25 protein-coding genes are annotated in these 24,950 nt (G+C 67.5%); 10 read left to right on the top strand and 15 right to left on the bottom strand.

Annotated elements, in window-relative coordinates; genetic code table 11:
* Window positions 1-15: 15 nt before the first annotated feature.
* The 5 genes from KZX42_RS15240 to hemE form a co-directional block, all read right to left on the bottom strand.
* A complete protein-coding gene (locus tag KZX42_RS15240) occupies window positions 16-240 on the bottom strand; it encodes a DUF6489 family protein (RefSeq protein WP_248120694.1) in 225 nt (74 codons plus the stop codon).
* Between the two features lie 52 nt (window positions 241-292).
* Window positions 293-1,726, bottom strand: coding sequence for a transcription termination factor Rho (gene rho / locus KZX42_RS15235; protein WP_248120693.1), 1,434 nt, complete (start codon window positions 1,724-1,726; stop codon window positions 293-295).
* Between the two features lie 205 nt (window positions 1,727-1,931).
* Entirely contained in the window at window positions 1,932-2,399 is a 468-nt protein-coding gene (locus KZX42_RS15230; RefSeq protein WP_248120691.1) for a CopD family protein, read from the bottom strand.
* On the bottom strand, window positions 2,396-3,472 hold the full coding sequence (gene hemH, locus KZX42_RS15225; RefSeq protein WP_248120689.1) for a ferrochelatase: 1,077 nt from the start codon (window positions 3,470-3,472) through the stop codon (window positions 2,396-2,398). Before hemH ends, KZX42_RS15230 begins: the two co-directional genes overlap by 4 nt.
* Entirely contained in the window at window positions 3,469-4,527 is a 1,059-nt protein-coding gene (gene hemE / locus KZX42_RS15220) for a uroporphyrinogen decarboxylase (RefSeq protein ID WP_248120687.1), read from the bottom strand. The genes hemH and hemE overlap by 4 nt, the downstream gene beginning before the upstream one ends.
* A 446-nt stretch (window positions 4,528-4,973) precedes the next feature.
* On the opposite strand from hemE, the gene KZX42_RS15215 reads away from it, so the two are divergent.
* The 5 genes from KZX42_RS15215 to dnaQ are packed head-to-tail and all read left to right on the top strand — an operon-like array spanning window position 4,974 to window position 8,636.
* On the top strand, window positions 4,974-5,858 hold the full coding sequence (locus KZX42_RS15215; protein ID WP_248120685.1) for a pyruvate, water dikinase regulatory protein: 885 nt from the start codon (window positions 4,974-4,976) through the stop codon (window positions 5,856-5,858).
* A complete protein-coding gene (locus KZX42_RS15210) occupies window positions 5,855-6,457 on the top strand; it encodes a nucleoside triphosphate pyrophosphatase (protein ID WP_292046506.1) in 603 nt (200 codons plus the stop codon). Before KZX42_RS15215 ends, KZX42_RS15210 begins: the two co-directional genes overlap by 4 nt.
* Entirely contained in the window at window positions 6,454-7,260 is an 807-nt protein-coding gene (locus tag KZX42_RS15205) for a shikimate dehydrogenase (protein WP_248120684.1), read from the top strand. Before KZX42_RS15210 ends, KZX42_RS15205 begins: the two co-directional genes overlap by 4 nt.
* Complete coding sequence (gene coaE, locus KZX42_RS15200; RefSeq protein ID WP_248120682.1) at window positions 7,257-7,907, top strand: dephospho-CoA kinase; 651 nt, start codon at window positions 7,257-7,259, stop codon at window positions 7,905-7,907. Before KZX42_RS15205 ends, coaE begins: the two co-directional genes overlap by 4 nt.
* 6 nt (window positions 7,908-7,913) lie before the next feature.
* Complete coding sequence (dnaQ, locus tag KZX42_RS15195) at window positions 7,914-8,636, top strand: DNA polymerase III subunit epsilon (RefSeq protein ID WP_248120680.1); 723 nt, start codon at window positions 7,914-7,916, stop codon at window positions 8,634-8,636.
* Between the two features lie 220 nt (window positions 8,637-8,856).
* Here dnaQ and dapB read toward each other — a convergent pair whose 3' ends face one another.
* From dapB to dnaK, 3 genes are all read right to left on the bottom strand, one after another.
* Window positions 8,857-9,606, bottom strand: coding sequence for a 4-hydroxy-tetrahydrodipicolinate reductase (dapB, locus tag KZX42_RS15190; RefSeq protein WP_248120678.1), 750 nt, complete (start codon window positions 9,604-9,606; stop codon window positions 8,857-8,859).
* Entirely contained in the window at window positions 9,603-10,805 is a 1,203-nt protein-coding gene (gene dnaJ, locus KZX42_RS15185) for a molecular chaperone DnaJ (protein WP_248120676.1), read from the bottom strand. The genes dapB and dnaJ overlap by 4 nt, the downstream gene beginning before the upstream one ends.
* Before the next feature lie 175 nt (window positions 10,806-10,980).
* Complete coding sequence (dnaK, locus tag KZX42_RS15180; RefSeq protein ID WP_248120674.1) at window positions 10,981-12,888, bottom strand: molecular chaperone DnaK; 1,908 nt, start codon at window positions 12,886-12,888, stop codon at window positions 10,981-10,983.
* A 292-nt stretch (window positions 12,889-13,180) separates the two neighbouring features.
* Here dnaK and KZX42_RS15175 point away from each other — a divergent pair, with 292 nt between their 5' ends.
* On the top strand, window positions 13,181-13,564 hold the full coding sequence (locus tag KZX42_RS15175) for a hypothetical protein (protein WP_248120666.1): 384 nt from the start codon (window positions 13,181-13,183) through the stop codon (window positions 13,562-13,564).
* Window positions 13,527-14,177 (top strand): alpha-ketoglutarate-dependent dioxygenase AlkB, encoded by a 651-nt coding sequence (locus KZX42_RS15170; RefSeq protein WP_248120665.1) that lies wholly within the window; start codon window positions 13,527-13,529, stop codon window positions 14,175-14,177. Before KZX42_RS15175 ends, KZX42_RS15170 begins: the two co-directional genes overlap by 38 nt.
* Here KZX42_RS15170 and KZX42_RS15165 read toward each other — a convergent pair.
* Both KZX42_RS15165 and KZX42_RS15160 read right to left on the bottom strand, forming a co-directional pair.
* Complete coding sequence (locus tag KZX42_RS15165) at window positions 14,164-14,973, bottom strand: siderophore-interacting protein (protein WP_248120664.1); 810 nt, start codon at window positions 14,971-14,973, stop codon at window positions 14,164-14,166. The genes KZX42_RS15170 and KZX42_RS15165 overlap by 14 nt on opposite strands.
* Window positions 14,970-15,599: a PadR family transcriptional regulator gene (locus tag KZX42_RS15160; protein WP_248120663.1), complete on the bottom strand. Its 630-nt coding sequence runs from the start codon at window positions 15,597-15,599 to the stop codon at window positions 14,970-14,972. Before KZX42_RS15160 ends, KZX42_RS15165 begins: the two co-directional genes overlap by 4 nt.
* 107 nt (window positions 15,600-15,706) lie before the next feature.
* Here KZX42_RS15160 and KZX42_RS15155 point away from each other — a divergent pair, with 107 nt between their 5' ends.
* From KZX42_RS15155 to KZX42_RS15145, 3 genes are all read left to right on the top strand, one after another.
* Window positions 15,707-16,456 carry a dienelactone hydrolase gene (locus tag KZX42_RS15155; RefSeq protein WP_248120661.1) on the top strand — a complete coding sequence of 250 codons (750 nt, stop codon included), beginning with the start codon at window positions 15,707-15,709 and terminating at the stop codon, window positions 16,454-16,456.
* 195 nt (window positions 16,457-16,651) lie between these two features.
* Window positions 16,652-17,131 carry an Rrf2 family transcriptional regulator gene (locus tag KZX42_RS15150; RefSeq protein ID WP_248120659.1) on the top strand — a complete coding sequence of 160 codons (480 nt, stop codon included), beginning with the start codon at window positions 16,652-16,654 and terminating at the stop codon, window positions 17,129-17,131.
* Complete coding sequence (locus KZX42_RS15145) at window positions 17,109-18,041, top strand: NAD(P)/FAD-dependent oxidoreductase (protein WP_248120657.1); 933 nt, start codon at window positions 17,109-17,111, stop codon at window positions 18,039-18,041. Before KZX42_RS15150 ends, KZX42_RS15145 begins: the two co-directional genes overlap by 23 nt.
* Window positions 18,042-18,232: 191 nt before the next feature.
* On the opposite strand, the gene KZX42_RS15140 is transcribed toward KZX42_RS15145, so the two are convergent.
* The 5 genes from KZX42_RS15140 to glnD all read right to left on the bottom strand — a co-directional run bounded on the left by KZX42_RS15140 (window position 18,233) and on the right by glnD (window position 24,933).
* Window positions 18,233-18,697: an OsmC family protein gene (locus tag KZX42_RS15140; RefSeq protein ID WP_248120656.1), complete on the bottom strand. Its 465-nt coding sequence runs from the start codon at window positions 18,695-18,697 to the stop codon at window positions 18,233-18,235.
* Between the two features lie 12 nt (window positions 18,698-18,709).
* The gene (locus KZX42_RS15135) at window positions 18,710-19,402 is read right to left on the bottom strand and encodes a GNAT family N-acetyltransferase (protein ID WP_248120654.1); all 693 of its coding nucleotides are present in this window, start codon (window positions 19,400-19,402) and stop codon (window positions 18,710-18,712) included.
* A 26-nt stretch (window positions 19,403-19,428) separates the two neighbouring features.
* Entirely contained in the window at window positions 19,429-20,478 is a 1,050-nt protein-coding gene (trpS, locus tag KZX42_RS15130; RefSeq protein WP_248120652.1) for a tryptophan--tRNA ligase, read from the bottom strand.
* A gap of 123 nt (window positions 20,479-20,601) precedes the next feature.
* Entirely contained in the window at window positions 20,602-22,197 is a 1,596-nt protein-coding gene (murJ, locus tag KZX42_RS15125) for a murein biosynthesis integral membrane protein MurJ (protein ID WP_248120650.1), read from the bottom strand.
* Between the two features lie 36 nt (window positions 22,198-22,233).
* On the bottom strand, window positions 22,234-24,933 hold the full coding sequence (gene glnD, locus KZX42_RS15120) for a [protein-PII] uridylyltransferase (RefSeq protein WP_248120648.1): 2,700 nt from the start codon (window positions 24,931-24,933) through the stop codon (window positions 22,234-22,236).
* Between the last annotated feature and the right edge of the window lie 17 nt (window positions 24,934-24,950).

Raw genomic sequence — 24,950 nt, 5'->3', positions numbered from 1 at the left:
GGAGGCGATCGCCGGTCACTTCACGGCCGCTTCCATCAGGCGCCGGAAGTGATCCTGGGCCTGCAGGCCGAAGCTGGTCCAGGTCTTCATCAGCTCCTCGGGCTGCATGGCGGAGATATTGTCCTGCATCCGTTTCTGCATTTCGGCGACCATGGCGTCATTCAGCGGGGTGACGTCGGGCAGGCCAAGAAAGGCCCGCGCCTCGGCCGGCGTGCAATCGACTTCGACATTGATCTTCATCGGCCTTAACTCCGTTTCACGTGAAACAGTGCGCCCGATGGCGGGCGCCGTCTCAGGTGTTCATCGACTGGAAGAAGTCGGCGTTGTTCTTGGACTGACGCAGCTTGTCGAGCAGGAACTCGATGGCGTCCTGCGGCCCCATCGGATTCAGAATGCGGCGCAGGACATAGGTCTTGGCCAGCTGGTCCTTGGGCGTGATCAGGTCTTCCTTACGGGTGCCCGACTTCAGCACGTCGATGGCGGGGAAGATGCGCTTGTCGGCGACCTTGCGGTCAAGCACGATTTCCGAGTTGCCGGTGCCCTTGAACTCTTCAAAGATCACCTCGTCCATGCGGCTGCCGGTGTCGATCAGGGCCGTGGCGATGATGGTCAGCGAACCACCCTGTTCCACATTCCGCGCGGCGCCGAAGAAGCGCTTGGGACGCTGCAGGGCGTTGGCGTCGACACCGCCGGTCAGCACCTTGCCCGACGACGGGACGGTGGCGTTGTAGGCGCGGCCCAGACGGGTGATGGAGTCCAGAAGGATCACAACATCCTTCTTGTGCTCGACCAGACGCTTGGCCTTTTCGATCACCATTTCTGCGACGGCGACGTGGCGGGTGGCGGGCTCATCGAAGGTGGAGGCGACCACCTCCCCCTTCACGGTGCGCTGCATGTCGGTGACTTCTTCCGGGCGTTCGTCGATCAGCAGGACGATCAGGAAGACCTCCGGATGGTTCTTCTCGATCGACTTGGCGATGTTCTGCAGCATCACTGTCTTGCCCACGCGCGGCGGGGCGACGATCAGGCAGCGCTGGCCCTTGCCCAAAGGCGCGACAATGTCGATGACCCGGCCCGAACGGTCCTTCAGGGTCGGGTCCTGGATTTCCATGTGCAGCCGCTCTTCGGGATAGAGGGGCGTCAGGTTGTCGAACAGGACCTTGGTCTTGACCAGTTCCGGGTCTTCCAGGTTGATCGTGTCGACCTTGAGCAGGGCGAAGTAACGCTCACCCTCACGCGGGCCGCGCACGGCGCCGTGGACGGTGTCGCCCGAGCGCAGGCCGAAGCGGCGGATCTGCGACGGCGAGACATAGATGTCGTCCGGGCCGGGCAGATAGTTGGCGTCGGGGCTGCGCAGAAAGCCGAAACCGTCCGGCAGGATCTCCAGAACGCCGTCGGCGATGATCTCGACTTCTTCGTCGGCCAGGGCCTTGAGGATGGCGAACAGCAGGTCCTGTTTGCGCAGGTTCGAGGCGTTCTCGACCTCCAGCTGTTCGGCGAAGGCGACCAGGTCGGCCGGCGTCTTCTCGTTCAGTTCCGCCAGGGTGATACGGCCGTTCGCGACGACGGGTTCGCCGTCCTCGTCCTCGTCGGCCGTGGTGTCCACGCCGGAATCGGCGCCCGCCGCCTCGCCGGCTTCATGCTGGGCCCCGTGATGGATCGGGGCTTCGGCCTCGACGCCTTCGTTTTCGGGGGTGTCGGGATTGGTGTCGCGGACGTCGGTCATGATGCAGGCTCGCGGGCGCTCGCAGACGGTCGCTGCGGCGTCGGGTCTCTAGGATTGTCTGGCCTTTCGGCCGGAGGAGGGCGCGACGGCCTCCTGCTGGTCGAACCGGCAGGCGTCGCGAAGAAGAGAGGGACCGCCGACGCCAGGGTCGAACGGTTCGCCACCAGCCGAACCACAGCCGGCGACCCAGGTCAAGCGGAGCCGACTAGCCGAACCGCCATTCCGTCGTCACCGACAGGACCATAATGATGGCCAGGACGAACGGAACCTCATTGGTCATCCGCCAGAACTTTCCGGAATATTTCGACGTGCCGGCCGCGATCTTCTTTCGCTGCGCGGCCAGGAACCCGTGCCAACCGCTGAGCAGGAAGACCCCGACCAGCTTCGTCACCATCCACGGCTCGGCCAGGAACGCCGCGCCCCGCGCCGCGACGTCGATGTGGATCAGCCACAGGCCGAACGCCCAGGCCAGGATCATCGCCGGATTGACGATGATGCGCAGAAGCCGCGTCTGCCACAGGCGAAGCAGGCCCTGCATCTCGCCGCGCAACGGTTCGGGCTTGGCGTTCTGCTCGACGTCATAGGCGTAGAGGCGCGGCAGGAACAGCAATCCGGCCATCCAGGCGATCACGGCCAGAATGTGCAGGCCCCGCGCCAGATCATACAGGTTCATGCCGCGTGTCTCCCGTTACGATGCGGACAGGCCTTCCAGTCCGCCTTGCACCCCTGGCCGTGCGGCGCGACGCCGGTTCGGCCCAAGGCCCCCACGGTCGCCTCGGCCAGGGCGTCGATGAACAGCGGCTCGATCCCGACGGCGGGCGCCCGCAGATAGGGTTGAACGCCTTTGGCATGGGCCAGTTCGGCGTATTCGATATCCAGCTCGACCAGGGTCTCAATATGTTCGGAGACGAAGGCGATGGGGGTGACGACCACTCCGACCCCGTCGTCGGCCGCCGTCTGGATCGCCTCGGGCGTGGACGGCCCCAGCCATTTCATCGGTCCGACCCGGCTCTGATAGCAGAGGGCGTGCTCGATGGGGCCGCGCAGGGCCTCGATCTCCGCGACCACGGCGGCGACGGTCGTCTCGACCTGCTCCTGGTAGGGATCGCCCTTGCCGCTGACCAGCTTTTCGGGAATGCCGTGGGCGGAAAACAGCACCCGCACCGGGGCGTCGCCCGCCTCGTCCAGCTTCTGAACGATGGCCTGGGCCTGGGCCGCGATCCAGCCAGCCGCCTGTGGATAGCAGCAGACCGCCCGGCTGACCCCCGATCCGGCGTAGGTCGCCATCCAGAGTTGTAGCGACGACTGGGTCGTGGTCGTCGAATACTGCGGATAGAGCGGCAGCAGCACCACTTCGTCAGGCCCGAACACGGCGACGTCGGCGGCCGTTTCCTCGGTCAGCGGGTTCCAGTAGCGCATGGCGATGAACACCCTGACCTCGTCGCCCGCCATGCGGTCGGCCAGAGCGACCTGCAGCGCCTGGGCCTGGGCCGTCGTCTCGGCCAGCAGCGGCGAGCCCCCGCCCATCAGGCGATAGTTGGCCTGGGCGGCGACCTCGCGCCGGCTGGAGATCAGTCGGGCCAGCGGCGTTCTCAACAGGCCAGGCAGGCCGATGATGGCGGGGTCGTTGAACAGGTTGAACAGGAAGGGTTTGACCGAGGCCTGATCGTCCGGTCCCCCCAGATTGAACAGGACCACGGCGATCCGCCGCCCCTTGAACCCCGCCCCATGCCGCGCAGCGCTCATTGGGCGCCGATCCGCTTCAGCACCTGTTCGACATGGTCGATAGGCACGTCCGGCAGGATGCCGTGGCCCAGGTTGAAGATCCAAGGCCCCCGCCCCCAGGCCTCCATCAGCTGATCGACGCGGCGGTCCAGCATTTCGCCGCCCGCGCGCAGCAGCAACGGGTCTAGGGCGCCCTGGATAGGCTTGATCTGCTGCACCCGTTTGCCGATCTCCAAGGGACAGGCGGTGTCGAGCGCGACGCCGTCCACCTCGACCTGTTCGGCATACCGCTCTGCAAGCGTCGCAGAGCCGCGTGGGAAGCCGATCATGGGCACGGTGACCCCCAGCTCCCGCGTGCGCTTCACAAGCGCCTGGTGGGGCTTCAGGACCAGACGTTCGAACAGATCATCGGGGAGCCCTTCGGCCCAGCTCTCGAAGATCTTGAGCACCTGGGCGCCGCTGTCCGCCTGCATCTTCAGATACCGGGCCGTGGCCTCGACCAGAACCTCCAGCGTCTCGTCCACGCGCTTGGGATCGGCGTAGGCGTAGGTGCGGGCCTGGGCGCGCTCGCCCTTGCCGATGGTGCGATGCTCGCCGTCCAGCATATAGGTCGCCACCGTCCAGGGCGCGCCCGCGAACCCGATCAGGGCGCGCTCGGGCTCAAGCGCCGCACGGACGATCGACAGGGTTTCACCCACAGCCGACAAATGCTCGCCCGCCGACGGCGCCAGCTCGGCCATTCGGCCGGGAATGGGCATTTCGCCAAGCCGGGGCCCCTCGCCCGTTTCGAACCAGACGTCCTGGCCCAGGGCGCGGGGGATCAGCAGAATGTCGGCGAAGACGATGGCCGCATCGAAGCCGAACCGGCGCATGGGCTGAAGCGTCGCCTCGGCCGCCATCTCTGGATTCAGGCAAAAGGCGATGAAGTCCGGCGCCTCGGCCCTCAGCCGGCGGTACTCCGGCAGATACCGCCCGGCCTGGCGCATGAACCAGACCGGCGGACGATCCAACGTCTCTCCTCGGAGAGCCCGGATCATCAAGGGTGTCTGATCGGCGTTCTGGGTCGGATCGGTCATGCCGGACGATTAAGGTCACAGCCCCCCGCTCTCAATCCCTAATCAGAATAAGAATTAAAAGATTCGAAGTGGCAGGTAGGGCGGTGGAATGACGGGGATGACCTCGGCTCTTACAACGGAACAAAAACGGATATCCCCGGCCCGACTATCGTTAACGGGGATGATCTCGCCGACTGGAACGCCGGTGGATAATCCCTAACGAAACCTTAACGAGCAAGGCTTTGCGGGACTTTGAGCCTGTGAACGCGGTTAAGCGTCGTTAACCCTTCATTAGGATTTCCACAGCGAAGGCGAAACGGGTTTTCCGCCTTGGGATGAACCGGCCGCGTGCGGATGATGCGATCCACCCTCATCCCCGCTCGCGGCGCGAACGCTGAGCGGCTAAGACAAACGGCGCCCCGGCGATCCCCCGCCGTCCCCGAAGTTTCAACAGGGAGACCGACCGCATGAGCCCTGCCCGACCGTCCGGCGTCCGGCCGTCCAATCCGGGCCGTTTGGCCACCTATTTCCACGTCCATCTCGTGTCGGATTCCACCGGCGAGACGCTGAACGCCATGGCCAAGGCGGTCACCGCCCGCTTCGACGGCGTCATACCCATCGAGCACATCTACGCCCTGGTCCGTTCCGACAAGCAGATGGATCGGGTGTTGCAGGAGGTGGCCTCGGCCCCCGGCGTGGTTCTCCACACCCTGGTCGACCGCGATCTGCGCGAACAGCTGGAAGAGGGCTGTCGTCGCCTGGACATGCCCCAGATCGGCGCGCTCGATCCCCTGGTGGGGGCCATGTCGCGCTATCTCGGGGCGGCCCTGTCCACCCGCGTCGGCGCTCAGCACGCCCTGGACCACGACTATTTCAACCGCATCGCGGCTCTGGATTTCGCCATGGCCTATGACGACGGCCAGGGCTCGCTGGAGCAGTTGGAGGGGGCCGATGTGGTGCTGTGCGGCGTCAGCCGAACCTCCAAGACCCCGACCTGCATCTATCTGGCCCACCGGGGCATCCGCGCCGCCAATGTTCCCCTGGTGCCGGGTCAGGAGGACGGCGAGCGGCTGACAAGGTTGAAGAATCCCCTGGTCATCGGCCTGACCGTCTCGCCGGATCGGCTGGTCCAGATCCGGCGCAACCGGATCGACAATCTGAACGCCAACCCCTCTTCCGCCTACACCGACCAGGAAGCCGTGCGCGACGAGACGATCAAGGCGCGCCGGGCCTTCGAACGGCGCGGCTGGCCCACCATCGACGTCAGCCGGCGGTCGGTCGAGGAGACGGCGGCCGCCATCACCAACCTGCTCAGCGAGCATCGCAACCAGAAGATAGGAACCAGCTGGTGAGCGAGACGACACAGCCTCTGATCCTGGCGTCCAAGAGCACGGCCCGGCGGGCCATGCTGGAAAACGCCGGCGTGTCGTTCAGAGCGCGCGTCGTCGGCGTGGACGAGGATGCGATCAAGGCCGCATCCGGCGACCTGGACCCCGCCACCCTGGCCGTCCGCCTGGCCGAGGCCAAGGCCCTGGCCGTATCACGCGACGATGAGGACGCCTGGGTGTTGGGGTCGGACCAGACCCTGGCCTTCGAAGGCGGTCTGGTGTCCAAGGCTCGGTCGCTGGACGAGGCGCGCGAGCGCCTGAAGGCCATGAGCGGCCGGTCGCACCAGCTGCATTCGGGCGCCGCCCTGGCGACCAAGGGCCAGATCGTGTGGTCGGGCGTCGATACGGTTCAGATGCGGATGCGCGATTTTTCCGACGCCTTCCTAGACGCCTATCTGGCGGCCGAGGGCGAGGCCCTGCTGTCCTGCGTGGGCTCCTATCGGCTGGAAGGGCTAGGCGCGCAGTTGTTCGAAGCGGTGGACGGCGACTATTTCACCGTCCTGGGCCTGCCGCTGTGGCCCGTTCTGGCGGAACTGCGCCGGGCCGGGGTGCTGATCCGATGACCGTCCAGGCCGGGGTCGTCGGCTGGCCCATCGCCCATTCGCTCAGCCCCCTGATCCACAACACCTGGATCGCGGCGGCGGGCCTGGACGCCGCCTACGTCGCCCATGGACCGGAGACGCCGGACCAGTTCGCGGCCTTGCTGGACCAGGGGCGCGCGGGCCGGCTGCGCGGGCTGAACGTCACCGCCCCCTACAAGGAACAGGCCTTCGCCGCCGCGGATCGCGTGTCCGACGCCGCCCGCCTTGTCGGGTCGGCCAATCTGCTGGTGTTCGAGGACGGGCGCATCGCCGCCGACAGCACCGACGGTCATGGGCTGATGAACGCCCTGGCGGAGCAGGCGCCGGCTCTGCAAGTCGCCGGGCGGGCGGTGGTGATCCTGGGCGCCGGCGGGGCGGCCCGCGCGGCGGCGGGCGCCCTTGCGGCGGCCGGGGCTGGCGTCCGCATCGTCAACCGCTCGCGCGACCGGGCCGAACGCCTGGCCGCCGATCTGGGCGCGGGCGTGACGGTGGTCGAGGGGGCGGACGCCTTCGCCGACGCCGTGCTGGTGGTCAATGCGCTCAGCGTCCGGCCCGATCTCGATGTGGCGCGGCTGCAGGCGGACACGGTGGTCATGGACATGACCTATCGCCCGCTGGAGACGCCGCTGCTGGCCGCCGCCCGGGACCGCGGTCTGACGGGCGTCGATGGCCTGGCCATGCTGATCGGCCAGGCGCGCCCGTCGTTCGAGGCGATCTTCGGCCGCCCGGTTCCCCAGACCGACGTGCGCGAGCGGGTGCTGAACCATCTGGGAGAGACGGTGTGATCCTGATCGGCCTGACCGGCTCCATCGGCATGGGCAAGTCGACGACCACGGCCATGTTCGCCGACAGGGGCGCCGTGGTCTGGAACGCCGACGATGCGGTGCACCGGCTCTACGCCCCCGGCGGCGGGGCCGTGGCGGCTGTGGGCGCTGCCTTCCCCGGCGTGGTGGTGGACGGCGCGGTGGACCGCGCGCGCTTGGCCGAGGCTCTGGGACGCGACGAAACCGCCTTCAGACGGCTTGAGGCCATCGTCCATCCGCTGGTGGCGGCGGGCCGCGCCGACGATCTGGAGGCCGCGCGGGCGGTGGGCGTGGGCCTGGCCGTGCTGGACATCCCCTTGCTGTTCGAAACCGGCGGCGACGCCGGGGTGGATGCGGTGGTGGTGGTGTCTGCCGATCCCGCCATCCAGGCCGAAAGGGTTTTGGCGCGCCCCGGCATGACGCGAGAACGGTTCGAGGCGATTCTGGCGCGCCAGCTGCCCGATGCGGAAAAGCGCGCGCGCGCCGATTTCGTCATCGACACCGGCCAGGGTCTGGACGCCGCTCGCGCCCAGGTCGACGCCGTCGTCGATGCCGTGCTGGATCCGGCGTGGATATCTCCGCGTCGCGGGCGTCCCGCTCTTTCGCCGGACGCCGAACGCCCCCATTAAGGGCGCATGGCGCGCGAGATCGTTCTGGACACCGAAACCACCGGCTTCGACCCCAAGACGGGCGACCGGCTGATCGAGGTGGGCTGTATCGAGTTGCAGGATCTGCTGCCGACCGGCCGCACCTTCCACCGCTTCGTCAACCCTGAGCGGCTGATCCCCCCCGATGCGATCCGGGTGCACGGCATCACCGACGAGAAGGTCAAGGATGCGCCCAAGTTCGCCGAGATCGCCGACGATTTGATCGAGTTCATCGGCGACGCGCAGATGATCGCCCACAATGCGGCCTTCGACCGGAACTTCATCGACTTCGAATATAATCGCTGCGGCCGGCCCATCACCGGCGAGGCGCGCTGGATCGACACGCTGAAATTGGCCCAGAGCCGGTTTCCCGGCATGCCCAACTCGCTGGACGCCCTGTGCAAACGCTACAAGGTGTCGCTGATCGAGCGCACCCTGCACGGCGCCCTGATCGACGCCCGGCTGCTTGCGGAAGTCTATCTGGAACTGCGCGGCGGCAAGGAGCGGGTGCTGGACCTGTCGTCAGGGCCCGTTGGTCGCAGTCAGGGCGGTGTCGCGCAGGTGGCCGCCTATGGTCCTCGCCCTCGCCCCCTCGGCCCTCGCTCCACGCCAGAGGAACAGGCCGCCCACATCGCCTTCCTGGCCAAGGTGCTTAAGGACCGCTCGTTGTGGGACGCCTACGGCCTGCCGGTTCACGAGGACGCGGCATAGCCAAGACTATCCTGAAACCTGCCGTCATTCCGGGACTTCGCGAAGCGAGGAACCCGGAAGCCACCCCGGGAAGTCGGGCAGCCAGTAGCCATCTCCAGAGCCGGATTGCGAACCTGGGTTTCCGGGTTCGGCCTTCGGCCGCCCCGGAATTACGCAAGAAATCTGTTTTGACGTCGTGGCCGCGTCGCGAACATGGCAGGGCGGCGATCGCCCTCAGGCATCAGGCCTGTCTGAAGCCCAGCACATCCTGCATGTCGTAGAGGCCGGGGCGGCGGGTGCGGACCCAGGCGGCGGCGGCGACGGCGCCGCGAGCGAACAGCGACCGGTCGATGGCCGAATGGCTGAGGGTCAGAACCTCGTCCTCGGAGGCGAACAGCACCGTGTGTTCACCCACGATCCCGCCGGCGCGGATGGAGGAGAAGCCGATCTTGCCCGTCTCCCGCTCGCCTTGAACGCCGTCGTAGGGGGCGGTGCGAAGCTCGGCCAGATCGGCGAACCGGCCCTCGGCCGCCGCCTCGCCCAGCATCAGGGCGGTGCCGGACGGAGAATCCACCTTGCGACGGTGGTGCGCCTCGGTGATCTCGATATCCCAGTCCCGGGCGTCCAGCCGCTGGGCCGCGTGCTGGACCAGGCCGATCAGGATGTTCACACCCAGGGAGAAGTTGCCGCTCTTGACGATGGCGACCTTCTCGGCCGCCTTCAGCAGGTCGTTCTCCTGCTCGGGAGTGAAGCCGGTCGAGCCGATGACCAGGGCCGGCCCGCCGTTCTCGGCCGCCTTTTCAGCCAAGGCGACCGAGGCGTCCGGCGTTGAGAAGTCGATGATCACGTCGCACAGCGACAGGTCCGCGGTCTCGCCCCAGTCGAAACGGGCGGCGACCACTACGTCCTCGCGCGCGTCCAGCACCTGGGACACCGCGCGGCCCATCCGGCCGCGATAGCCGGAGATGCCGGCATGGAAGATTGCGCTCAAGCCGCGTTTTCTTTCGACCCGTCCGCCTCCTGGTTCCCCAGGATGTCGGCCCAGAAACGCTTCGCCTTTCCGGCGAAGCTGGAATTGCGGGGGTTCTGCCCTTCCCCGAACGACAGGGCAAGCTCTTCCAACAACTCACGCTGGCGCGCGGTCAGATCGGTGGGCGTCTCGACGAACAGCTCGACCACCAGATCCCCGCGATTGCGGCCGTTCAGATGCGGCATCCCCTTGCCCTTGATGCGAACGGTCTTGCCGGTCTGGGCGCCGGCGGGCACGGCGACCGAGGCCTTGCACTTGCCGTCGCAGGCCGTGGACACAAGGCACGGCGCGTCGATCTCGCCGCCCAGGGCCGCCACCGTCATCGGCACGGGCACGGTGACCAGAAGGTCCAGATTGTCGCGCTCGAACAGGTCGTGCGGCGTCACCGAGATGAAGACGTACAGGTCGCCGCGAGGACCGCCGCGCTGACCGGCGTCGCCCTCGCCCGACAGGCGGATGCGCGAGCCGTCGTCCACGCCGGCGGGAATTTTCAGGTTCAGGGTGCGGGTCTTCCGCACCTGGCCGTGGCCGTGGCAGGTCGGGCACGGGTCGGCGATCATCTGCCCCTGGCCGTGGCACCGAGGGCAGGTGCGCTCGACCTGGAAGAAGCCATTGGCCTGGCGCACGCGGCCGGCGCCCTGACATGTGGTGCAGGTCACTGGCTTGGTGCCCGGCTTGGCGCCTGACCCCTCGCAGGTGTCGCAGGTCAGGGTGGCGGGGATGTCCAGTTCGACGTCCTCGCCCTTGTAGGCCTGCTCCAGGGTGATCTCCAGATCGTAGCGCAGGTCCGATCCGCGACGCGGCCCGCCCTGCTGACCCCGACCCTGGCGGCCGCCGAAGGCGTCGCCGAACGCATCGCCGAAGACCTGGGAGAAGATGTCGTTGATGTCGGAAAAGCCCTGCTGGCCCTGACCGAACGGATTCCCACCGCCGCCGCCGTTCACGCCCGCATGGCCGAACCGGTCATAGGCGGCGCGCTTGTTCGGGTCCGAAAGCACCGTATAGGCCTCGGACACTTCCTTGAACTGGGCCATGGACTCTTCCGAACCGCCGTTGCGGTCGGGGTGATGGATCATGGCCAGCTTGCGGTAGGCGGCCTTCAGGCCGGGCGCGTCGATCGTGCGTTCGACGCCAAGAACCTCGTAATAGTCACGCGCCATCGGGCGTTCGTCCTCATACTTCCCCTGCCGGGCTCCGCCCCGCCTCTGCGGGCGATGACGGAACTACGGTGTCCCGGCTGACATGGGGGCCGGGACGAATGATGCAAGTTTCATGAAAAGACCCCGCCTATCGCAAGACAAGCGGGGCCATATCATTTCAGCGACCTGTGGCGGATCAGGCGCTCTTCTTGTCGTCGCCGTCCGTGTCCGAGACGTCCTCGAACTCGGCGTCGACAACGCCGTCGTCGGCCGGGGCGGCTTCTCCCTCGCCCGCGCCCTGCTGCTGGGCGTACATCGCCTCGCCCAGCTTCATCGAGGCCTGGACCAGGGTGTTGGTCTTGGCGCGGATGTCTTCGGCGTTCGTGCCTTCGCGGGCGGCCTTCAGCTCGGCCAGTCCGGTCTCGATGGCCGTTTTCTCGTCCGCGCCGACCTTGTCGCCGTGTTCGGCCAGAGCCTTTTCGGTCGAGTTGATCAGGCTGTCGGCCGCGTTCTGGGCCTCGACCAGGTCCTTGCGCACCTTGTCGGAGGCGGCGTTGGCCTCGGCTTCCTTGACCATCTTGTCGATGTCGGCGTCCGACAGGCCGCCGTTCGCCTGGATGCGGATCGACTGTTCCTTGTTGGTCGCCTTGTCCTTGGCCGAGACGTTGACGATGCCGTTGGCGTCGATGTCGAAGGCGACCTCGATCTGCGGCATGCCGCGCGGTGCGGGCGGAATGCCCATCAGGTCGAACTGGCCCAGCATCTTGTTGTCCGCCGCCATCGGACGCTCGCCCTGGAAGACCCGGATCGTCACGGCCGACTGGTTGTCGTCGGCGGTCGAGAAGGTCTGGCTCTTCTTGGTCGGGATGGTGGTGTTGCGTTCGATCAGGGGCGTGAAGACGCCGCCCAGGGTCTCGATTCCCAGGGTCAGCGGCGTCACGTCCAGCAGCAGCACGTCCTTGACGTCGCCTTGCAGCACGCCGGCCTGAACGGCGGCGCCCAGGGCCACGACTTCATCGGGGTTCACGCCCTTGTGCGGCTCCTTGCCGAAGAAAGCCTTCACCGCTTCCTGCACCTTGGGCATGCGGGTCATGCCGCCGACCAGGACGACTTCGTCGATGTCCGAAGCCTTCAGACCGGCGTCGGCCAGGGCCTTCTTGCACGGCTCGATCGTGCGCTGAACCAGATCGTCGACCAGGGATTCCAGCTTGGCGCGCGTCAGCTTGATGTTCAGGTGTAGCGGACCCGAGGCGTTCATGGTGATGAACGGCAGGTTGACCTCGTACTGGGTCGTGGTCGACAGCTCCTTCTTGGCCTTTTCGGCCTCTTCCTTCAGGCGCTGCAGGGCCAGCTTATCCTGGCGCAGATCGACCGACTGCTCCTTCTTGAACTCGTCGGCCAGATAGTCGACCAGGCGCAGGTCGAAGTCCTCGCCGCCCAGGAAGGTGTCGCCGTTGGTGGACTTCACCTCGAAGACGCCGTCGCCGATCTCCAGGATCGAAACGTCGAAGGTGCCGCCGCCCAGGTCATAGACGGCGATCTTCTGACCGTCGTTCTTCTCCAGCCCATAGGCCAGGGCCGCCGCGGTCGGTTCGTTGATGATGCGCAGCACTTCCAGGCCGGCGATCTTGCCGGCGTCCTTGGTGGCCTGGCGCTGGCTGTCGTTGAAATAGGCCGGCACGGTGATGACGGCCTGGGTCACCTTGTCGCCCAGGAAGGCTTCGGCCGATTCCTTCATCTTCTGCAGGATGAAGGCCGAAATCTGCTGCGGGGAATAGTCCTTGCCGAAGGCGCGCACCCAGGCGTCGCCGTTCGGACCCTTGACGATCTCGTAGGGCACCATGCCCTTGTCCTTGGCGACCACCGGATCGTCGAAGCTGCGGCCGATCAGGCGCTTGATCGCGAAGAAGGTGTTGGAGGGGTTGGTCACGGCCTGGCGCTTGGCGGGTTGGCCCACCAGCACTTCGGCGCCGTCCTGGATCGCCACGACCGACGGGGTCGTGCGGTTGCCTTCGGCGTTCTCGATGACCTTGGGGGTCTTGCCATCCATGGCGGCCACGCAGGAGTTGGTGGTGCCGAGGTCGATGCCGATAATCTTGGCCATGGGCGTTCTTTGTCTCTCTCGTTCAGCGGGCGATGCGGCGGCCTTCGACGAAGCGCCGCGCGTGACCGCCCCCGGTTGGGTTGGCGTTGTAGGGGCCGGATAGCCCCAGTTTTCGCGGGGTTTCTCCGAAGCTGGCCCCGATATGGGAAAATCCCCCGGCCCCGCAAGGGCGATCTGCGATTCCTTCGGTTCGAAGAACGATGAAATTCAACGATGCTCGTTGGTCGATCCTGAGGCATAAGGGCGGCGTGGCGATGGTCAGGGGAGCGTCGCCGAGGGAAGGGAAAAAACCATGACCCGAATGATGCTGAAAACCGCCGTCGCCGTGGCGATGCTTGCGGGCGCGGGAACCGCCATCGCTGCGCCGCCGTCGCAACCGACCGCCCAGCCGGCGCCGATGCAATCGCGCGACGGCTATGATCGCCATGTCACCATCCAGAACCGCACCGGCTGGACGATGCTGCGTTTCTACGCCTCGGACTCGCGCACAGACGACTGGCAAGAAGACATCCTGGGTTCCGACGTGCTGGAAGACGGCCAGAATGTCCGCATCAACATCGATGACGGCTCGGGCGCCTGCGTCTATGATTTCAAGGCCGAGTTCACCAACGGCCAGGAGCTGACGCGGTCGCGTATCAATGTCTGTGAGATCAGCGACTACACCTACACCCGCTGAGGTCGGAACCGCCGTGGAGGGCTTTCGGCTGTGGCCGGACGCCTTCGATGCGGCGGGGCAGGCGGCGCTGGTCGCGGACGTGTTCGAACGGCTCGAGCAGGCGCCGCTCTATCGGCCGATCACGCCGGGCGGACGGCCCTTCTCGGTCGAAATGAGCAATTTCGGTTCGCTGGGCTGGGTCTCGGACCGGGCCGGCTATCGGTATCAGGCGACGCACCCCGCGACGGGGCGCGCGTGGCCCGCGATCCCGACCGTGTTGCTGAACCTGTGGCGCGACACGGTGAGCTGGGCCGAGCCGCCCGACGCCTGTCTGGTCAACCTCTATCGCGAGGGGGCCAAAATGGGCCTTCATCAGGATCGCGACGAGGCCGATCTCGGGGCGCCGGTCCTGTCGGTGTCCCTGGGGGACGCCGCCCTGTTCCGCATAGGTCCGGCCGAGGGCGGGCGCACCACCAGCCTTCGGCTGAACAGCGGCGACGTCTGCGCCCTGACGGGGCCGGCCCGTCTGGCGCGGCATGGGATCGACCGCGTGCTGGCGGGGTCGTCGCGGCTGATCCCCGGCGGCGGGCGGCTGAACCTGACGCTGCGACGGGCCGGCGTCAGTCCAGGTTGATCTTTTCCCCGCCGGCGCCGCCCAGCCGCCAATAGCCGGCCGCCTTCATCGTCTTTGGCGAGAACCCACGCGCCAGGACGTGGGCGCGCAGAGTCTTGGCGACAGCGGCCTCGGCGGCGATCCAGATATAGGCGTCGGACGGATCGACCCCAGCCAGAGCCGTTTCGACCGCCGTAAGCAGGGTTTCGGTCCGGCCGCGCGGTGCGCCGTCCCGGGTCCCCCAGGTCAAGGCGACCTCGGCCTGGCTGTGCAGGTCCAGGCGCGACGCCGCATCCGCGACCTCGATAACCGCATGGGCGCGAACTCCGGCGGGCAACTCCTCCAGTCGGCGGGCGATGGCGGGCAGCGCGGTTTCGTCGCCGATCAGCACATGGTCGGCGAAGGCGGTCGGTACGACGAAGGACCCGCGCGGCCCGCCGATCCCCAGGACCGAGCCGACCTTGGCGCTCATCGCCCATTCGGTCGCGGGCCCGCCATGTCCGGTCACGAAGTCCATCGTCAGCCGGTTCGTCGCCCCATCATAGCCGCGGGGCGTATAGTCGCGCGCGACCGGGCGCGGTTCGGGAAAGATCGGTCCGTCCGGCCCCGCCGTGGGCATGACCGGGGTCTGCCCCTCGGCCGCCGGGAAGATCTTCACATGATCGTCGAACGCCGCCGAGATGAAACCCGCCAGTTCCGGCCCCTCCAGCACGATGCGGCGAAGATCGGGCGTCAGGTCATGGACCGCGGCCACGTTCAGGGTGCGAAACTTCAGGTCGTGGCGCACCCGACGGGTGATGCGAAGCGCGTCGGTCATGCCTTCTCCACCTTGTCTGCGGCCTCGGCCAATATGGTCGCGATGGCCTGGACCTGGTCCTCGGTCAGGGCGGCTTCGCCGGTCAGCCGCGCATGGATGGTGTGGCGCAGGCGCCCGATGGCGTCGTGGATGGCGGCCGGCCGCATGGCGCGGGCGGAGAACTTGTTCATGGTCGCCTCGGCGGCCTTCAGCACCTCTTCGTTTTCCGCGAGCATGGCGCGGCCGGCGTCGGTAATGGCGTACCGCTTCTTGCCGCCATGGGCCTCGGACTCCAGCGCGCCCATCTCCTCCAGCAGGGTCAGGCTGGGATAGATGACGCCAGGGCTGGGCGAATAGGCGCCGCCCAGTTTCGCCTCCACCGCCTTGATCAGCTCGTAGCCGTGGCTGGGCTTCTGGGCGATCAGCGACAGCAGCACCCAGCGCAGCGTGCCGTGGTCGAACAGACGACCGCCGCCGCGCCGGCCGTGGCCGTGACCGCGCGCTTCCCGCCCTTCCCAACCCGGTCCGAAATCGGCCCCGCGCGGCCCGCGCATTCCCCGACCGAAGCCGTGGCCGAAACCGCCGTGTCGGTCGTGGCGTCCGCCGCATCCGTCGCGTCGGCCTTTGAGGATCCCCATGGATCGCATGATCGATTCCTTTTCGATATATCTATTCACCTCGGTTCAGATATATCTGAATATCGAAATGTGCAAGGGGGCTGGCTTTCGCCTTCAAGCTGCGGCGTAAAAGAGGGATGGACGACCTGAAGCGCCGCTGGGCCCGCCTTGAACCGCACTTGACCGTCGTGGGGCCGGACGACGCCCTGCCGCGACCTGCGGTTCTGCTGTTTCATGGCTGCGGGGGGCTGCGCGATCACCTGCCGCGCTATGCCGAGGTCGCCAGGGCGGCGGGATGGCGCGCCTTCATCATCGATTCCTACGGTCCGCGCGGCTGGGGCCGGGCTTTCACCCTCACGGCGGTCTGCACCGGCTTGTCGTTCCGGGGTTACGAGCGGGCGGGCGATGTGCTGGCGACGATCCAGGGCGTGTCCGCCCGGCCCGATGTGGATAAGACGCAACTGGTTCTGGGCGGCTGGAGCCACGGCGGCTGGTCGATCATGGAGATGATGAGCGCGGACCGCACGCCCAATACGCTGGGCGTCTCCAACCCCGGCGACGTGGACCTGTCAGGGGTCAAGGCGGTCTGGCTGATGTACCCCTATATCGGGCCGTTCGCCTTCAACAGGATGAAGCCCTGGCGGCATTGCCCCAAGGTTCTGGCCGTCACCTGCAAGAGCGATCACCTGACCACGGTGCGAAACGCCGACCGGGTCAACGCCATGATCCGAAACTGCGGTTCCGAGGTCGAAAGCTGGGTCGCCGTCGGCACCCACGCCTTTGACGAGCCCACCAACAACGGCCCCATGCGCCATGATCCGCAACTGACGCTGGAGGCGCTACGTCGCTTCGGGGCCTTCCTGAAAGACGTGGCTCCGCATAACTGAATTATGGCGTTGAAGCAGAGCAAGCCCATGAAGTTCATCGTTTCAAAACAGGAACACGTGGCGTTGATCTTTGCCGGCGGCGTGCTGTCGGGCGGCCTGCTGACCGCTTTGGCGATCTGGATGAGCCTGCGGGTCTGAAAATAATCTCAGGCGTCTGACTTGACGGACGGCCCATCACGTAACAATTGAAGTTACATGAAACGCGACAGCCGTCTCTCCAACATCCTTCACGCCCTGCTGCACATGGCCGAGCATGAGACGCGGCATGGGGCGCCGATGACCTCGGACATGCTGGCGACCTGCCTTTCGACCAACCCGGTCGTGGTGCGCCGGACCATGGCGGGTCTGCGTGAACAGGGGCTGGTGGTGTCAGAGAAGGGCCACGGCGGCGGCTGGCGACTGGCCCGACCGCTGAATCAGGTGACGCTGGGACAGGTTAATCTGGCGCTGGGCGAGCCGGGTCTATTTCCCGAAACCCCGCCGGTCGAGACCGACGGCTGTCTGGTCGAGGCGGCGGTCAACGACGCCCTGGCCGAAACCTACGCCGCCGCGCGCGCCCTGCTCACGGCGCGGCTGAACGACATCACCCTGGCGGATCTGGCGGCGGACTTCTCGCGCCGGATGGCCGCCCATCCTCAAAGAGATCGCCTCCATGCCCACCACGGGAAAGCCTGAACCCATGCCGCATGACGCCGTGATCATCGGGGGCTCCTACGCCGGTCTGTCGGCGGCCATGCAGCTGGCGCGGGCGCGTCGCCGGGTGCTGATTGTCGACGACGGCAGGCCCAGAAACCGCTTCGCCGCGCGGGCTCACGGGTTCCTGAGTCAGGACGGCAAGCCAAGCGCCGAGATCGCCGCCGTCGCCCGCGCCCAGGTGTCGGCCTATCCCACCGCCGCCTTCCGCATGGCCGAGGCGGTTGAGGTCGAACGGATCGACGGCGGCTTCTCGGTCGCCTTCGCGGACGGCACGCGGACCAGCGGGCGGCGGCTGCTGCTGTCACACGGGGTCGAGGACGTGCTGGCCGATATTCCGGGGGTCAAGGAACGCTGGGGGCGCACGGCCCTGCACTGTCCCTGGTGCCACGGCTATGAGGTCGGCGGCGGCCCCATCGGCGTGCTGGGACGGGGCGAGCACGCCGTGCAGTACGCCGTCACGGTCGCCGAATGGGGGCAGGTGACCCTGTTCATGGACCTGTCCAACCCGTTGTCGCCCGAAGACGCCCGTCGGCTGGATCGACGCGGGGTGATGATGGAGCCGACGCCCATCGCCTCGCTGGAGGGCGAAGCGCCCGCCCTGACCGGCGCGCGCCTGACGGATGGGCGGGTCATACCGCTGAAAGCGATCTTTGTCGGGGCCAGTGTCCGCGTGGCCAGCCCCTTTGCGGAACGGCTGGGCTGCGAGATGATCGACACGCCCATGGGCCGTATCGTCAAGGTGGACGGGTTGCAGCAGACATCCCAACCCGGCGTTTTCGCCGCTGGCGATCTGGCGCGCGCGGCGTCGAACATCACCCTGGCGACGGCGGACGGCATGACGGCGGCCCACGCCCTCTTCCGCTCGCTGGTCGAGGAAGAGACGGCCTGACAGCAACCGACGGTCACCTCCAAAACGTTATTCCGGGGCGTCCGCAGGACGAACCCGGAACCCAGGAGGCTCGCGATTCAGAGTCGAATGCGCCCAGCAAAGGTGCTGCAGCCCTGTGTTCCGGGTTCTTCGCTTCGTTCAGCCCCAGAATGACGATCTAAGATTTTCAACCGACTGAATGTCGATTGAACCTAGCCCAGCCGGGCCTCGATGTTGATCCTGGCCCGCACCGAATGGGCCATTTCGCAGTGGTCGTGGGCCTGGTGGTGCAGGGCGTCGATCTCGGCTTGGTCCGGCTCGCGCCCGCTGAAGCTGGTGTAGGGGCGTAGAGTGACCTCCGCCAGATAGCGGCGGCCGTCGTCGTCCTTGCCCATCTTGCCCGACGCTTCGTCGGCATAGGCGTCCACCACCAGGCCGGCGTTGGCGGCGAAGGCCAGGAACCACAGCATGTGGCAGCTGGACAGGGAGGCGATCATCGCTTCCTCCGGGTCGACGGCCGAGGCGTCCGACATCGGCAGGGGCACGCTGGACGGCGCCGATGATCCCGGCACCACCGCCCCGCCGTCGAAGGTCCAAGTGTGGGCGCGGCTGTAGCGTTTGTCGAGGAAGGGCTGGTCGCCGCGCTCCCAGATGATCTTGGCCTCATAGACGCCCATGCCGTCCTCCTGTCAGTCCGCCAGAATCGTATAGGTCATCCGCGCCCGAACCTCGAAGCCCAGCGAGCGATAGAAGGCGATGGTCGCCTCATGATCGGCGAAGGCGTGCAGGAAGGCGGTCTCGCCGCTCGCCAGAATCTCGGCCACCACAGCGCGCGACAGGGCCGCGGCCAGACCCTTTCCCCGGTGGTCGGGGTGGGTGCAGATGCCGCTCAGTTCGGTGAAGCCGTCGACCCGTAGACGACGCCCGGCCATGGCGATCAGTTCACCGTCCTGCTTCACCCCGATGAAGGGGCCCAGCTTGCGGGTGGACGAGCGGAACGGGCCGGGCTTGGTCAGGGTGGCCAGCGCCAGCATGGCCGGGGCGTCGGCCTCGGTCAGGGTTTCATAGGTCACAGAGCGGCTGCTGGCGGTCAGGGCCTGGGCCGTCATCTGCACCAGAGGGATGCGGCTGGAGACAGCAACCCCGCTAGGCAGAACATCCGCGATCGCGGCGCCTTCCACCTCGATCAAAGCCGAGCCCGGATAGGCGCGCGCCAGTTCGCTCAAGGCCGCGATGCTGTCGGACGTGTCCTCGGCGCAGGCCAGAAAGACCCCGACCTCAGGGTCGATGCGCGCCGCGTGAGCGTTGGAGTCCAGCGTCGCGAAGGACGACAGCCGGGTGTTCAGGGCGTTCCAGACACCCCGGTCGAGGGGATGGCTCATGACCGATGTCTCTGCGGCGGCGCAGCTCAGGCGCGCCAGAAGCCGACGATTTTCTTGACCTCGTCGACCACGGGGTCGGCGACCTGGGCGGCGCGTTCGGCGCCCTCCTTCAGCACCCGGTCGATCTCGGTCGGATCATCCAGCAGGCGGCGCATTTCCGCCGTGACGGGCGCCAGGGACGACACGGCCAGATCGGCCAGCGCCGGTTTGAAGGCGCCGAAGCCCTGACCGCCGAACTCGGCCATCACCTGTTCGCGGGTCTGGCCCGACAGCGCCGCATAGATGGCGACCAGGTTCCTGGCCTCGGGGCGGTCGTTCAGTTCTTCCAAGGTTTCCGGCAGGGGCGCCGGATCGGTCTTGGCCTTACGTATTTTCGACGCGATGGTGTCGGCGTTGTCGGTCAGGTTGATGCGGCTGTTGTCGGACGGGTCCGACTTGGACATTTTCGCCGCCCCGTCGCGCAGGGACATGACGCGCGTCGCAGGTCCCTGGATGACGGGTTCGGGCACGGGGAAGAAGCCGGGCACGCCGAAGTCGTTGTTGAACTTCTGGGCGATGTCGCGGGTCAGTTCCAGATGCTGCTTCTGATCCTCGCCGACCGGCACTTCGGTGGCCTTGTACAGCAGGATGTCGGCCGCCTGGAGCACCGGATAGGTGTAGAGGCCGACCGAGGCGCGTTCCTTGTGCTTGCCCGACTTCTCCTTGAACTGGGTCATCCGGTCCAGCCAGCCCAGGCGGGCGACGCAGTTGAAGACCCAGGCCAGTTCGGCGTGGGCGCGCACCGACGACTGCGGAAAGATGATCGACTTGGCCGGATCAAGGCCAGAGGCCAAATAGGCGGCGGCGATCTCGCGCGTCTGGGCGGCCAGCTTCTCCGGCTCCTGCCAGACGGTGATGGCGTGCATGTCGGCGACGAAGACGAAGACCGGCGCGCCCTGGTCCTGAAGCTCGACGAACCGCTTCAGGGCGCCGAGGTAGTTGCCCAGGTGCAGGGCGCCGGAGGCCTGGATGCCGGACAGGATGCGGCGCGGGCCGGTATAGGCCGGGGCGGCGGGGGCCGGGGTCGGGTCAGTCATGGATCGAATCTCGGAAAAACAACATCAGGCGTGGCGAAGGGAACGGCGGTTCAGCCGCGCCATCGCAGGTCGAAAATGAGGCCCGAGTTCATCATGGCCTCGCGCTTATCGGTTCGGCGCCGGTCAGTCCAGACCGGAGACTGCGCCGCCGCCCGGCTCGCGGCGCAGGGTCGCCTTCAGTTCCGACAGGGTGACGGCGCGGAACAGGAACAGGCAGGCGCCGTAAAGGCCCGCGCCCACGCCGCAGACGATCAGGACCGCGATCTCCTTGGCCAGGAAGATGCGGCTGAGCTGCGGGTAGAAGACGTCGGCGGCGAACAGCAGGGCGGCCATCATGACGCTGGCGGCGACTACGCGGGCGAAACGCGACAGGAAGGCGGGCGACGGTCGCCAGCTGTTCTCGCGGATCAGCACCCCGCCCAGCAGGCCGACGTTGATCCAGGCCGAGGTGCTGGTGGCGATGGCCAGGCCCAGCACCCCGTCCCAGCCCTGGGCGCGGAACCAGAAGAAGAGGCCCGACCCCAGGATGACGGTCACGATCACGCTGGCCACGGCGAAGATCATCGGCCGGCGCGTGTCCTGGCGCGCGAAGAAGGGCGGGGTCAGGACCTTGGCCAGCACAAAGGCGGGCACGCCCCAGGCGAACTGGCGCAGCACATCGGCTGTGCGGGCGGCGTCGGCCGAGGTGAAGGCGCCGCGCGTCACCGTGGCGTCGATGATGAAGAAGGGAATGACGAACAGGGCGACCGCCGCCGGCAGGGTGAAGGCCATGGCTAGGTTGATGCCGTCGTCCAGCGTCTTCTGCCCGCCCTCGTGATCGCCGGAAACGAAGGCCTTCGTCAGACGGGGAACGAGAGCCAGCCCGATGGCCACCCCGACCAGGCCCAGCGGCAGCTGATACAGGCGGTCGGCGTTATACAGCACCGAACGGGCGCCCTCGTCCGATCCGGTCAGAAACTGCGACACCAGCGAATTGATCTGCAGCGCGCCGCCCGCCAGCGCGCCCGGCACGGCCAGCGCCAGGGTGTGGCGGACATTGGGCGTGATGCGGGGCAGGCCGATCTTCAGCTTTATACCCAGCCGCCGCACGCCCCACCACAAGAGACCGGCCTGGATCAGTCCCGACACCGTCACCGCCGCCGTCACCATCAGCAGCACGGTCTCCTGCGGAATAGGCAGGATCATCGGCGGCAACAGGGCGGCCAAAGTGCACAGGTTCAGGAAGACTGGAACGGCCGCCGACAGGGCGAACCGACCGCCGGTGTTCAGCACGCCCGACAGCAGCGACGCCACCGTCATGCAGGCCAGATAGGGCATGGCCAGCTGGGTCGCGATCACCGCCGCGCGCAGCACCTCGGGCTGACCCCGATAGGCCGACAGCATCCACGGCATGATCCATGGCATGATCACCTGCAGCAGGATGCAGAAACCTGCGACCACCGCCAGCATGAAGCTGAGCGCCTCGGACGCGGTGACGGCGGCGGCCTCTTCGCCCTCGCGCGTCCGCACGCCGCCATAGACCGGCACGAAGGCCTGGGCGAAGGCGCCCTCGGCGAACAGCCGTCGGAACATGTTGGGCAGCATCAACGCGGTGGTGAAGGCGTCCATCATCGGCCCCTGACCGAACCGCGCCGCCAGGGCCATGTCGCGCACGAAGCCCAGAATTCGGCTGCCCAGCGTCAGGCTGGACTGGACCAGGGTGTTGCGGGCGAGGCTCATGCGGACATTCGACAGGGCGCGGAAGACAAATGTCGCTTAGCGCGCTTGTTCGCCCGGCGATACGGGCTTGCGCGCCCGCCGGCCCAGTTCGGAGACGTCGCGGGCGCTGGCCCTCGCGGAACGGACCTTGCGCCCGGCCGGCGCAGGCGCGCGGCTGTCCAGAACCGCCTCCAGCGCCGTACGCAGTTCGGCGATCCGCTGTTCGGACGTCAGTTTGCGCCCCTTGCGATCCACCACATAGAAGCTGTCCACCGCCCGCTCGCCATAGCTGGCGACATGGGCCGAGCGGATGCTGAGACCCTCGTCGTTGAACACGCGCGACAGATCGGCCAGGAGGCCCGGCCGGTCGGCGCACGACACCTCGACCACGGTGGCGAGTTCGCTGGCGTGGTGGTCCACCATGACCACGGGACGAACCTCGAAGGCGGCCTTTCGGGCGTTGCCGGCCGGCTGGGGCGGCTGGCCGATCCGACCCTCCCCGCGCGCGGCCTTCTCCAGCGCCTCGACCAGGGTTTTCACCCGGCGCGGCTCGGCCTGGCCATAGGGCAGGCCCGCCCCGTCCTGAACCCGGAAGACATCCAGGACCACCCCGTCCTCGGTCGCCACGCGCGCGTCGGTGACGTCGGCGCCCAGGGCGGCCATGGTCTGGGCCAGGTCGGCGAACAGGCCGGGCCGATCGGCGGCGGCGATGGAGATTTCGGTGGCCTGGACCGGCAGTCCCTCGACCGGCGAGACCGGCGCGGCCTCGGCCGCCGCCCCGGTCCGGCGCGCGCGTTCGACCAGGGCCGGATGGACCGACAGCGGATCCTCTCGCGCCACATCCTCGCCCCGGAACAGGGCCGCGACCTGATTGTAGAGGGTGCGCATCAGCTGACCCTTCCAGCCGTTCCACACCCCCGGCCCCACCGCCCGGATGTCGGCGACGGTCAGGACCAGCAGCATCCGCAGCCGCTCGGGATCGCCGACCAGTTCGGCGAAGGCGCGGATGGTGGCGGGATCGCTGAGGTCGCGCTTCTGGGCGTAGTCGCTGAGCGCCAGATGGCTGCGCACCAGCCAGACGACCAGTTCGATCCGGCGGGGATCGACGCCCAGCCGTTCGCAGGCCCGGCGCGCGGCGATGGCGCCGTCCTCCAACTGCCCGCGCTCGCCGCCCTTGCCCACATCGTGCAGCAGCATGCCCAGCATCAGGGCTTCCATGTCCGAGATCAGATGCACGATCTCGCTGGCCATCGGGTGGTCGGTCTTCAGCTTTCCGCGCGCGATGTCGTTGATGACGCCGATGGCCTGCAGCGTGTGCTCGTCCACCGTATAGGCGTGGTACATGTTGAACTGGGTCTGGCCGACGATCCGACCCCATTCGGGCAGAAACCGGCCCAGCAGACCCGTCTCGTTCATGATGGTCAGCACACGGTAGGGCCGCTGTCCGTGCGCCAGCACCTCCAGGAAGGCCCGCGACGCCGAAGGGTCGCGCCGCAGGCGGGGCGTGATTAGCGACAGCGACCGCGTGACCGCCGAAAAGGCGTCCGGGTGCAGGTCCAGGTCCTGCCTGTCGGCGACTGCGAACAGGGTCAGCAGCTTGACCGGGTCGGCGGCGAACACCTCCGACCCCTCTACCGACAGTCGCCCCTGGTCGATCCAGAAGCCGTCGATCTCCAGCTTGCGGCGCGCCGGTCGAAAAGGGGTCATCAGGCGCGACAGCCCTTGCGCCGTCTTCTGGTGCCGCGCCTCCAGCTTGGCCGACATGGCGCGGGTCAGGGCGCCGACGTCGCGCGCCACCAGGAAATAGCGGCGCATGAACCGCTCCACCGCCGGCTCGTCGCCGCGTCCGCGCCAGCCCATGCGCCGCGCGACCTCGGGCTGCATGTCGAAGGTCAGCTTCTCTTCGGCCCGCCCCGCGATCAGATGCAGATGGATGCGCACGCGCCACAGGAAGTCGAAGGCCTCGTCCGAGGTCCGGCGTTCGCGCGGGGTGAACAGCTCGTCCATCACCGTCGCGCCCAGCCGGCTTTCGGGCGCCAGGGACCGGGCGATCCAGTACAGGGTGTTCAGATCGCGCAGCCCCCCCTTGCCGTCCTTGACGTTGGGTTCGACCTTGTAACGTGTTGAGCCCGCCTTCTCGTGCCGCACAGCCCGTTCTTCCAGCTTGGCGGCGATGAAGGGGCGCGGGTCGGACTTGGACACCATGTCGCGAAACCGGCCGATCATCAGCTCGGACAGGCGCTGATCGCCCGCCAGGTGACGCGCCTCCAGCAGGGTGGTCCGCACCGTCATGTCGGTGCGCGACAGCGACAGACATTCCTCTACCGAGCGCACGGACGGCCCGACCTTCACCCCCAGATCCCACAGGACGTAGAGGACGAATTCGATCACGCTCTCGCCCCGCGGCGTGGCCTTGGCCGGGCGCAGGAACAGCAGGTCCAGGTCCGAAAAGGGCGCCAGCACGCCCCGGCCGTACCCCCCCACCGCGACCAGCGACAGCCGTTCGCTCTCGACCGCGGAGACCGGAAACAGCACCTGGGTCGCCACCCGCCACAGGGCGATCAGCATCTCGTCGGCGGCCGAGGCGTACAGGCGGGCGACCTCGCGCCCCTTCAGTCCGGCGTCCAGCTTGCGTTCGGCGCGGGTGCGGGCGGCGTCATAGGCCTCGCGCAGAACGAAAGAGACCGCCGCGCGCGGATCCTGCGCGGCGGCGGCCTCGTCTAGTCGGTCGTCCAGGCTGGGCGAAGCGGAGGTCATGTCGCCGATATAGGCCT

This window comes from Brevundimonas sp. EYE_349 (assembly GCF_023147505.1).
GTDB lineage: Bacteria > Pseudomonadota > Alphaproteobacteria > Caulobacterales > Caulobacteraceae > Brevundimonas.
The sequence above is the reverse complement of the archived record's forward strand: the minus strand, read 5'-3'. Positions and strand labels throughout refer to the sequence as shown.

Coding starts and splice junctions, on each gene's coding strand:
- KZX42_RS15240 (WP_248120694.1), bottom strand. CDS start 240: ATGAAGATCAATGTCGAAGTCGATTGCACGCCGGCCGAGGCGCGGGCC.
- rho (WP_248120693.1), bottom strand. CDS start 1,726: ATGACCGACGTCCGCGACACCAATCCCGACACCCCCGAAAACGAAGGC.
- KZX42_RS15230 (WP_248120691.1), bottom strand. CDS start 2,399: ATGAACCTGTATGATCTGGCGCGGGGCCTGCACATTCTGGCCGTGATC.
- hemH (WP_248120689.1), bottom strand. CDS start 3,472: ATGAGCGCTGCGCGGCATGGGGCGGGGTTCAAGGGGCGGCGGATCGCC.
- hemE (WP_248120687.1), bottom strand. CDS start 4,527: ATGACCGATCCGACCCAGAACGCCGATCAGACACCCTTGATGATCCGG.
- KZX42_RS15215 (WP_248120685.1), top strand. CDS start 4,974: ATGAGCCCTGCCCGACCGTCCGGCGTCCGGCCGTCCAATCCGGGCCGT.
- KZX42_RS15205 (WP_248120684.1), top strand. CDS start 6,454: ATGACCGTCCAGGCCGGGGTCGTCGGCTGGCCCATCGCCCATTCGCTC.
- dnaQ (WP_248120680.1), top strand. CDS start 7,914: ATGGCGCGCGAGATCGTTCTGGACACCGAAACCACCGGCTTCGACCCC.
- dnaJ (WP_248120676.1), bottom strand. CDS start 10,805: ATGGCGCGTGACTATTACGAGGTTCTTGGCGTCGAACGCACGATCGAC.
- dnaK (WP_248120674.1), bottom strand. CDS start 12,888: ATGGCCAAGATTATCGGCATCGACCTCGGCACCACCAACTCCTGCGTG.
- KZX42_RS15175 (WP_248120666.1), top strand. CDS start 13,181: ATGACCCGAATGATGCTGAAAACCGCCGTCGCCGTGGCGATGCTTGCG.
- KZX42_RS15170 (WP_248120665.1), top strand. CDS start 13,527: ATGTCTGTGAGATCAGCGACTACACCTACACCCGCTGAGGTCGGAACC.
- KZX42_RS15165 (WP_248120664.1), bottom strand. CDS start 14,973: ATGACCGACGCGCTTCGCATCACCCGTCGGGTGCGCCACGACCTGAAG.
- KZX42_RS15160 (WP_248120663.1), bottom strand. CDS start 15,599: ATGCGATCCATGGGGATCCTCAAAGGCCGACGCGACGGATGCGGCGGA.
- KZX42_RS15155 (WP_248120661.1), top strand. CDS start 15,707: ATGGACGACCTGAAGCGCCGCTGGGCCCGCCTTGAACCGCACTTGACC.
- KZX42_RS15150 (WP_248120659.1), top strand. CDS start 16,652: ATGAAACGCGACAGCCGTCTCTCCAACATCCTTCACGCCCTGCTGCAC.
- KZX42_RS15145 (WP_248120657.1), top strand. CDS start 17,109: ATGCCCACCACGGGAAAGCCTGAACCCATGCCGCATGACGCCGTGATC.
- KZX42_RS15140 (WP_248120656.1), bottom strand. CDS start 18,697: ATGGGCGTCTATGAGGCCAAGATCATCTGGGAGCGCGGCGACCAGCCC.
- KZX42_RS15135 (WP_248120654.1), bottom strand. CDS start 19,402: ATGAGCCATCCCCTCGACCGGGGTGTCTGGAACGCCCTGAACACCCGG.
- trpS (WP_248120652.1), bottom strand. CDS start 20,478: ATGACTGACCCGACCCCGGCCCCCGCCGCCCCGGCCTATACCGGCCCG.
- murJ (WP_248120650.1), bottom strand. CDS start 22,197: ATGAGCCTCGCCCGCAACACCCTGGTCCAGTCCAGCCTGACGCTGGGC.
- glnD (WP_248120648.1), bottom strand. CDS start 24,933: ATGACCTCCGCTTCGCCCAGCCTGGACGACCGACTAGACGAGGCCGCC.